The following is an 8,612-nucleotide window of genomic DNA, read 5'->3' on the forward strand; positions in this document are numbered from 1 at the left end:
CTACGAGCAGGACGATGAGTCTGTACTGCCCCGCTCTATCGCCAATTTCAAAGCGTTTGAAAACGCCATGACCCTCGATATCGTCATGGGCGGCTCAACCAATACTATCCTCCACCTGCTGGCCGCTGCTCAGGAAGCCGAAGTCGACTTCGACCTGAAAGACATCGACCGTCTGTCACGTGTTGTTCCTCAGCTGTGTAAAGTGGCGCCGAACTCGCCACTGTACCACATGGAAGACGTGCACCGTGCCGGTGGCATCATGGGTATCCTGGGTGAAATTGATCGCGCTGGCCTGCTGCACAATGACCTGCCAACCGTACACAGCGCCACCATGAAAGAAGCGCTGGATAAGTGGGACATCATGCGCAGCCCAAGCGAAGAGGTCGTGCAGTTCTACAAAGCTGGCCCTGCGGGTATCCCGACTCAGACAGCATTCAGCCAGAGCACTCGCTGGCCGACGCTGGACGGCGACCGCGAAAACGGTTGTATCCGCAGTATTGAAAACGCCTACTCACAGGAAGGTGGCTTAGCCGTTCTGTATGGCAACATCGCCCTTGATGGCTGTGTGGTTAAAACAGCTGGTGTGGATGAATCGATCCATGTATTCCAGGGCCGTGCACGCATCTTCGAAAGTCAGGACGACGCCGTCACCGGCATTCTGAACGACGAAATCGTTGCCGGTGATATTGTCATCATCCGCTACGAAGGCCCGAAAGGCGGCCCGGGCATGCAGGAAATGCTGTACCCAACCTCTTACCTCAAGTCGAAAGGCCTGGGTAAAGAATGTGCCCTGCTGACCGACGGTCGCTTCTCTGGCGGCACCTCTGGTCTGTCGATTGGCCACTGTTCACCAGAAGCCGCATCGGGCGGTGCCATTGGCCTGCTGAAAGACGGCGATATCATCAACATCGATATCCCGAACCGTTCGATCAATGTCGACCTGACCGCTGAAGAGCTGTCTCACCGTCGCCATGAGCAGGATAAGAAAGGTTGGAAACCTGCCGAGGAACGCCCACGTAAAGTGACCACGGCATTGAAAGCCTACGCCAAGTTCGCCACCAGCGCCGATAAGGGTGCCGTCCGCGACAAAGCTATGCTCGACGACTGATGTTAGAAAGGCCGGTTTTTACCGGCCTTTTTATTGGTCCGAATTTATTTACATGACGAGAAATGAATCCCATGAAGACATCGCCACTTCTGTTTTCCTTACTTTTTTTATCCGCCGCCAGCGTAGTTCAGGCGGCTGAAGTTCGAATCATAGACGCCCAAAAAGCGCAGCAGTGCTTATTAGTAAAAGAAGAATCCTGCAGTAGCAGTACGGAAGAAAAGTGCACCGAAAAGCTTAGAAAAGAAGCCCTTGAAGTCAGGGCCGACAGTATTCTTATCCTCGACAGTAGCGAATCCCGCTTCCGTAAGCCGACTCTGGCTGGCGGCATCAAGACGGTAAACAAAGTCAGCCTGGAAGCAGAGTTGTACGACTGCCTGCAACAAGAGAAGCCTGTAGCCGCCAATCAAGCTAAGGCCAGAAAAGCAGAGAAGAAGTCGATAAAAGAACGCCTGGAGATCCTTCAGAACCTCAGAGATGACGAGCTGATTACAGAGAAGGAATACTCTCAGAAGAAGGCTGAAATCCTTCAAGACCTGTAATCAACAGGAATTTTTCTCAGATTTTATAACACCTGAAAGCCCGAAATCCATCTTCGGGTTTTTTTATGAATTTTTTATTTTTTTTTGAACTGTTTCACCAACGCCCAGTCCATTTAAGCACGGCCACCCTATACAGGCTGTATCAATTTATAATATGGATGAACTACCCGTGAAACGCACTTTACTCGCTACAATCATTTCTTCGATCAGCGTTACTGCACTGGCCGAAAACCCTTATTACGTGACTTTTGGTGGTGCCCACACCGACCACGAGGTCACCAACGAATACTTCGATGATTACATCAAGCACAGCTACGACCTGGAACTCTCAGCCGGTTATATACTGAACAACGACACCGCGGTTGAACTCAGTATCGTACAGCCTTCTCCAGATCAGGTTGACGGCCGTGCTGATGTTCAGCAGGCTCGCGTCAGTGGTCTGCATTTTTTCGGTGACGATATGATTCAGCCATACGTGAGCGCTGGTCTTGGCTATGGCAAGGCAGAGCTGAACGATTTTGCTCAAGAGAACGCTCTGGTGAGTGTTGGCGCAGGTCTGCAACTGGCGGCGACAGATACCTTCTTCGCCCGTGCCGAATATCGTTACGACGATATGGTAAATGAAGACATTGAGCACAATAACTATGTGCTGGAAGCCGGCATGCGCTTCGGCGGCAACAGCGTGACATCATCACGCGACGAAGCTGCAAATAATATGACCAACGACGTTGAAGCTGCACACGCAGCTGCAGCAGCAGAACGCGCGAAAGCCGAGGAAGACGCTCGCCGTGCCGCCGAACTGGCCGCTGAAAAAGCCCGTATTGCTGCGAAGCTGGATACCGATAAAGACGGCGTTCCTGATCGCAAAGATAAGTGCTCAGATACACCCAAAGGTACTATGGTCGACAGTGACGGTTGCCCGAGCTTCGACGGCAAGCTTCAGGGTGTTTTCTTCGAAACAGGCTCTGCACAACTGACTGAAAACAGTGAAGCTATTCTTGATGATGTTGCTAAAGAACTGAAGCGCTATCCTGATCTGATGATCGAAATTCAGGCTTATACCGACAGTCGTGGTAGCGATGCACTGAACCAGAAAATCAGCGAAGACCGCGCACAATCAGTCCGTTCGTACCTGGTAGAGAAAGGCGTCAGTGCAGAGAAACTGAGCGCAAAAGGCTATGGCGAAGCGGACCCTGTTGCGACCAACGATACTGCTGAAGGTCGTGCACAGAACCGCCGTGTAGAACTCGCTGTTAAGAAATAACACTCGAAAATTAAAATGGCCGCGATTGCGGCCATTTTTATTATCAGCAAACATGCTTCACACCCTGAAGCGCTCGACAATTTCCCGTAACCGCTGCACTATCTGACCAAGGTCGTTACTGTGCTCAAAGGTTCTCCCTGAGGCACTCAGGGTTTGCTCAGAAGCCTGACTGATTACACGGATGTTCTCGTTAATTCTTGAGACCACATTGTTCTGATTATCCGCCGCTGCAGAAATTCTGCTGTTCATTGAGCGAATATTCTCAACACCTGTTGCAATCTGTTGAAGTGCTTCGCGGGCACGCTCTGTATCCTGAACACCCTGCTGCGCACGGTCTTTACTGGCATCCATCACCTGAACGGCTTTCTCAGAAACACTGACCAGACGCTCAATGATGTCGTTAATCTCTTTGGTTGAATCCTGAGTCCGGATTGCCAGACTACGGACTTCGTCAGCGACCACGGCAAAACCACGCCCCTGCTCACCTGCTCTCGCAGCCTCAATCGCCGCATTAAGAGCAAGCAGGTTCGTCTGTTCAGCGATTTCATTGATCGATTTCGCAACGTGACCAATCCCCTGCGTATCTTCAGCAAGTTGCCGTACAACCGTCACGGCGTTCTCAACTTCTGCCGCGAGCTCCTGAATCGTGCCTGTCACCTGAACAACGACTTCGCTACCGCCCTCGGCATTCTCTTTCGCCGATACGGCCGCTGTTTCAGCATTTACCGCACTTTCGTTCACTCGCCCTGCAGCGTCTGACAGCTCTTCTACTGCCACCAGCAGGTCTTTACTCTCGCGCTGCTGCTCACCCATTCCATCCCGCGTTTCACGGGTAATTAATGCCAGTTCTCCCGACACTCCAGACAGCTCAGACATGGTATGAGATAAATCACTGATCGCCGGCTGAAAGCTATTCAGCATGCAGTTGGTCGCTTCTTCTACCCGGCTGAATTCATCATTGGTGCCGAGGTTTACACGCAGGGTCAGGTCAGAGTTCGTACCTATCTGCCCCATCGTTTTTTCCAGGCGACGCAGTGGCTGAATCACGATGCGATAAATCACAAAATAAATACCGGAAAGTCCGGCAATCATAAGAACCGCGTTCATCAGGCTGCTATTGATAAGATCTCCCAGCACCTGGCTGTCTTCCTCCGCGAGAGAGTATGTAATCCGCCCCGCACCAAGCACGGTTCCCTCGGCAACCTGATGACAACCGAGGCAATTAGTGCCGTGGCGGTTCTCTACCGCGATATAAGGTTCAATAACCGTGAGTTTCCGTTCGCCATCTACGGTTTCAACGAATGACACGGCTTCGCCATTCAGTGCACGGCGATCGTATTCGTCCTGAGGTTTCTCGCTCGGAAACCCCGGGCCGAATAGCTTGTTTACGGCGTCGGCACGCAATACGCGCACCTCTTCGATGCCATCTTGCTGAGCAAACTTATCTCGCAGAGTATCCCGGCTTGCCATGCTGCCGGTCAGCATCAGCATATTGATGCCATCAAGATAATTGTCGAGCACCTGATTCAGATGCTGCTCGGTAGTCTCCAGAAGACGCGCTTTCTGTTGATGTGAGGAATACAGGTTGATAAATACCATGATCAGCAGGAAAACCAGGATCATAGGTGTGAGTATCTTCCACTTCACGGATTGAAATTGAGTCATTGCGCCACTCTCAGCCTGCGGGCAGAGTTCAGTTAGAAAGTCTGCTGTTTCTCAGATAAAGAAGAACAGCTCTGCCTTCATAGTAGACGCTTTTGTGGAGATCGACAGAAATTCGATGGCCAGTCAGGCCACCGAAGAGTGACAAATAAAGACAGATTTAATTAGAGGCGCATTTCGATGCCAGCGGCAGCCATGTGCTCTTTTGCCTGCTGGACCGTATATTCACCGAAGTGGAAAATACTCGCCGCTAGAACGGCGTCAGCTCCACCAAGTTTTACACCATCGACCAGGTGATCAAGGTTACCCACACCGCCTGACGCAATGACCGGGATATTAACCGCATCCGAGATGGCTTTGGTGACGCCCAGATCAAAGCCTGTTTTAACACCATCACGATCCATACTGGTCAGCAGGATTTCACCAGCACCAAAATCAGCCATTTTTACGGCCCACTCCACCGCATTAATGCCGGTGGGTTTACGGCCACCGTGAGTGAAAATCTCCCAGTGGTCGTCAACCTGTTTAGCATCAATCGCAACCACAATGCATTGCGAGCCGAACTTGTCTGCCGCTGCGCGCACAAAGTCCGGGTTATAAACTGCAGCCGAGTTAATCGATACTTTGTCGGCACCGGCATTGAGCATGTTGCGGATGTCGGCAATCTCACGAATACCACCACCAACGGTCAGGGGAATAAACACCTGCTCGGCGATCGCTTCAACCATGTGAACTGTGGTTTCACGCTCTTCGTGGCTGGCGGTAATATCGAGAAAGGTAATTTCATCCGCGCCCTGATCGTTATAGCGCTTAGCAATTTCGACCGGATCACCCGCATCGCGGATACCCACGAAGTTGACGCCTTTTACAACGCGACCTTTATCAACATCCAGACACGGAATAATGCGCTTCGCCAGAGCCATGATTATTTACCTGTGAGTTCGTCTGAAAGAGTCTGAGCTTCAGCAACGTCCAGCGTGCCTTCATAGATTGCACGGCCAGTGATCGCACCCAGAATACCGCGGGAAGCTACCTTAGACAGCTGACGGATATCTTCGATGTTGGTGACACCACCTGATGCAATCACAGGAATACCACCTTCTTCAGCTAACTGAACGGTCGCTTCAACGTTCACGCCCTGCATCATGCCGTCACGAGCGATGTCGGTGTACACAATTGCTGATACGCCATCGTTGCGGAACTGCTTCGCCAGATCGACGGCTTTTACTTCAGAGACTTCAGCCCAACCGTCAGTTGCAACGAAACCATCCTGAGCATCCAGGCCGACAATCACGTGGCCCGGGAACGCATCACAGGCTTCTTTGACGAACGAAGGTTCTTTAACCGCTTTCGTACCAATGATGACGTAGTTCACGCCCGCTTTGATGTAGTGCTCAATGGTTTCCAGCGAACGGATACCGCCACCGATCTGAATCGGCAGGTCCGGAAAGGCTTTAGCAATTGAGGTCACGGCTTCACCATTCACTGGCTCACCGGCAAACGCACCGTTCAGATCAACGAGGTGTAGACGACGACAGCCCGCATCAACCCAGCGCTTTGCCATAGACACAGGATCATCACCAAACACGGTGGAATCATCCATACGGCCCTGACGGAGGCGAACGCACTGGCCATCTTTGAGATCAATAGCAGGAATAACGAGCATGAGAGTAACCTTAAAAGAGTAACCTTAAATTTGAATCAATAACCGGGCGGCCAGATCAGGCCTGACCATCCCAGTTCAGGAAGTTCTTGAGTAATGCGAGACCCGCATTGTGGCTTTTTTCGGGGTGAAACTGGACGGCGAAGACATTGTCCTGCCCCATGGCAGCGGCAAAATCGACACCATAGTGGCCGCGGCCTTTCACCTGTTCCTCATTCTCTGCTTTTACATGGTATGAGTGAACAAAGTAGAAACGGGTATCGTCAGCAATGCCATTCCAGAGTGGGTGTTTTCCCTGACTTACTGTGTTCCAGCCCATGTGGGGTACTTTCAGGCGCTCACCGTTTTCTCTCAGGTCATCGCCAAAGTACTTAACCTGACCGCGGAACAGCCCAAGACCGTCAACACCGCCGTTTTCTTCGCTGCGCTCCATCATGGCCTGCAGACCAACACAGATACCGAGCAAAGGCTTCGACGCCGCAACTTCACGCACAACAGCATCAATACCCTGAGCATAAATCTCAGCCATACAGTCACGGATAGCACCGACACCGGGCAATACCACATGGTCAGCTCTGAGGATCACCTCTGGGTCACCGGTAACCAGTACCTGAGTATCTGGAGCCACACTCTGAAGAGCACCGTGAGCGGAGTGCAGATTGCCCATGCCGTAATCAATAACGGCACAAATCTTACTGTTAACTGTCACTGTTCCGACCTCTTACAGACTGCCCTTGGTCGATGGTGTCACGCCAGCCATACGAGGGTCCTGCTCAACCGCCATACGCAATGCCCGACCGAACGCTTTGAAGATCGTCTCTGCCTGGTGGTGCGCATTGAAGCCTTTGAGGTTATCAATGTGGAGCGTGACTTTGGCGTGATTCACGAAGCCCTGAAAGAACTCCCAGAATAACTGAGTATCCAGACGGCCGATCGCAGCACGGGTAAAGTCGACCTTCATATCCAGACCCGGACGGCCAGAGAAGTCGATCACAACACGTGACAGTGCTTCGTCCAGCGGTACATACGAGTGACCGTAGCGGACGATGCCTTTTTTATCACCGATCGCCTGTGCGAACGCCTGCCCCAGAGTGATGCCGATATCCTCAACCGTGTGGTGGTCATCGATATGAGTATCGCCCTTGCAGGTGATATCCAGATCAATCAGGCCATGACGCGCGATCTGATCCATCATGTGTTCAAGGAATGGAACACCTGTATCGAATTTGGCCTGACCCGTGCCATCAAGGTTGATCTTAACGGTAATCTGGGTTTCGAGCGTGTTACGCTCTACTGACGCCGTGCGTGCCATAATGAGATTGTCTCCGGACTCTCGCAAAACAGAAAAGAAAGCATTATAAAGCAAAGCGCACCAGAAAGTAGGCCGTAAGCTTCTGAAAGTAATAAATCCTGCCTGACTGATGCACCGTACCGTGAACAAGCCAACGAACAGGAGCCTGATGTGCCGGTAAAACTGGAGCACCTGACCAATCCAACAGAAGACGACTTCACTGATTTCGAGAAAATCCGCAGCGAAACCGAGCCCCACGGGCTTGCCGTTGATACGCCTCTGCGCGAGTGGATTAATCAGAGTCGCTGGGTTATTGGTGGTAGATTTAACGACCGCATCATTGGCGCGTTACTGGCAGAACGGAATGGCGACCACGTAAGACTGGCAAATGCTGGCGTTCGTCGTATTACTCAGCGTCGTGGTGTTATGCACCAGATGCTGCATTTTCTGTGCAAATGGGCGGATGAAGAGCGACTGACCCTGGAGTTTGTCGATAGTGAAGACTCACTATCAGAAGCCATCCTGCGAAGAAACTTTGAACGTCAGGGTAACCTGTTGGTCTACAAAAGGACTGTTTGAGCAGCCACTGTTGCACAGATGTAACAAATAATTGTGAACATCCGTCTAGGCAGCTGCGACGTATCGTTAGATACTGACCAAAAATGATAAGGACGTAACCGTGTTAAAAATACTCTCCCTGTTTACGCTGATGATGTTTGCGGTAACGCAGGCTTTCGCCAGTGACGACAAGCCACTGAAAGTGGTTGAGCAAGCCACCAATGGCGTGATTGCTGAACTGAAGAAAACCGAACCTGAAGAGCGCGACGCCCAGATGGTTGAGCGTCTGGTACAAGAATACATTCTGCCTGCCATCGACCAGGAAAAGATCGCGATGGGTGCACTGGGTAAATACTGGCGCCGTGCTACGCCTGAGGAACAGCAGCGTTTCATCACGATTTTCCGTGATCGTCAGCTACGTACTTATGGCGGTGCTTTCAAGGCATTCAGCGGCGAGACTCTGGAGTTCTCAGATACCCGCTACAGCCCGGACGGTGGCCGCGCTATCGTGAAGGGCCAGTTCACCC

The 8,612-nt window shown here is 51.7% G+C and carries 10 protein-coding genes; 5 read left to right on the plus strand and 5 right to left on the minus strand.

Annotated features, from left to right (window positions below; all coding sequences use genetic code 11):
- The 3 genes from B2067_RS07900 to B2067_RS07910 all read left to right on the plus strand — a co-directional run.
- A partial coding sequence (locus B2067_RS07900) for a dihydroxy-acid dehydratase (RefSeq protein WP_301388039.1) occupies positions 1-1,108 on the plus strand: 1,108 nt, incomplete at its 5' end.
- A 62-nt stretch (positions 1,109-1,170) separates the two neighbouring features.
- Positions 1,171-1,647: a hypothetical protein gene (locus B2067_RS07905; protein ID WP_301388040.1), complete on the plus strand. Its 477-nt coding sequence runs from the start codon at positions 1,171-1,173 to the stop codon at positions 1,645-1,647.
- Positions 1,648-1,816: 169 nt separating this feature from the next.
- Positions 1,817-2,911: an OmpA family protein gene (locus B2067_RS07910; RefSeq protein WP_301388041.1), complete on the plus strand. Its 1,095-nt coding sequence runs from the start codon at positions 1,817-1,819 to the stop codon at positions 2,909-2,911.
- Positions 2,912-2,968: 57 nt separating this feature from the next.
- Here the strand turns inward: B2067_RS07910 and B2067_RS07915 are convergent, their stop codons facing one another.
- From B2067_RS07915 to hisB, 5 genes are all read right to left on the minus strand, one after another.
- The gene (locus B2067_RS07915) at positions 2,969-4,576 is read right to left on the minus strand and encodes a methyl-accepting chemotaxis protein (protein ID WP_301388042.1); all 1,608 of its coding nucleotides are present in this window, start codon (positions 4,574-4,576) and stop codon (positions 2,969-2,971) included.
- 161 nt (positions 4,577-4,737) lie between these two features.
- Positions 4,738-5,496 (minus strand): imidazole glycerol phosphate synthase subunit HisF, encoded by a 759-nt coding sequence (gene hisF / locus B2067_RS07920; RefSeq protein ID WP_068443815.1) that lies wholly within the window; start codon positions 5,494-5,496, stop codon positions 4,738-4,740.
- Positions 5,497-5,498: 2 nt separating this feature from the next.
- Positions 5,499-6,239 carry a 1-(5-phosphoribosyl)-5-[(5-phosphoribosylamino)methylideneamino]imidazole-4-carboxamide isomerase gene (gene hisA / locus B2067_RS07925; RefSeq protein WP_301388043.1) on the minus strand — a complete coding sequence of 247 codons (741 nt, stop codon included), beginning with the start codon at positions 6,237-6,239 and terminating at the stop codon, positions 5,499-5,501.
- A 55-nt stretch (positions 6,240-6,294) separates the two neighbouring features.
- The gene (gene hisH / locus B2067_RS07930; protein ID WP_301378343.1) at positions 6,295-6,927 is read right to left on the minus strand and encodes an imidazole glycerol phosphate synthase subunit HisH; all 633 of its coding nucleotides are present in this window, start codon (positions 6,925-6,927) and stop codon (positions 6,295-6,297) included.
- 30 nt (positions 6,928-6,957) lie between these two features.
- Entirely contained in the window at positions 6,958-7,548 is a 591-nt protein-coding gene (hisB, locus tag B2067_RS07935) for an imidazoleglycerol-phosphate dehydratase HisB (RefSeq protein ID WP_068443808.1), read from the minus strand.
- A 150-nt stretch (positions 7,549-7,698) separates the two neighbouring features.
- On the opposite strand from hisB, the gene B2067_RS07940 reads away from it, so the two are divergent.
- On the plus strand, positions 7,699-8,106 hold the full coding sequence (locus tag B2067_RS07940) for an acetyl-CoA sensor PanZ family protein (RefSeq protein ID WP_301388044.1): 408 nt from the start codon (positions 7,699-7,701) through the stop codon (positions 8,104-8,106).
- Between the two features lie 100 nt (positions 8,107-8,206).
- Positions 8,207-8,612, plus strand: a 406-nt coding sequence (locus tag B2067_RS07945; RefSeq protein ID WP_301388045.1) for an MlaC/ttg2D family ABC transporter substrate-binding protein, incomplete at its 3' end; no start/stop codon positions are given.

The sequence above is a fragment of the Thalassolituus sp. UBA2590 genome (assembly GCF_002339775.1).
In the GTDB taxonomy this organism is placed as follows: domain Bacteria; phylum Pseudomonadota; class Gammaproteobacteria; order Pseudomonadales; family Oceanobacteraceae; genus Thalassolituus.

Bases quoted from the DNA above. Each gene is read 5' to 3' on its own strand.
- B2067_RS07905 (WP_301388040.1), top strand. From the start codon at position 1,171: ATGAATCCCATGAAGACATCGCCACTTCTGTTTTCCTTACTTTTTTTA.
- B2067_RS07915 (WP_301388042.1), bottom strand. From the start codon at position 4,576: ATGACTCAATTTCAATCCGTGAAGTGGAAGATACTCACACCTATGATC.
- hisF (WP_068443815.1), bottom strand. From the start codon at position 5,496: ATGGCTCTGGCGAAGCGCATTATTCCGTGTCTGGATGTTGATAAAGGT.
- hisA (WP_301388043.1), bottom strand. From the start codon at position 6,239: ATGCTCGTTATTCCTGCTATTGATCTCAAAGATGGCCAGTGCGTTCGC.
- hisB (WP_068443808.1), bottom strand. From the start codon at position 7,548: ATGGCACGCACGGCGTCAGTAGAGCGTAACACGCTCGAAACCCAGATT.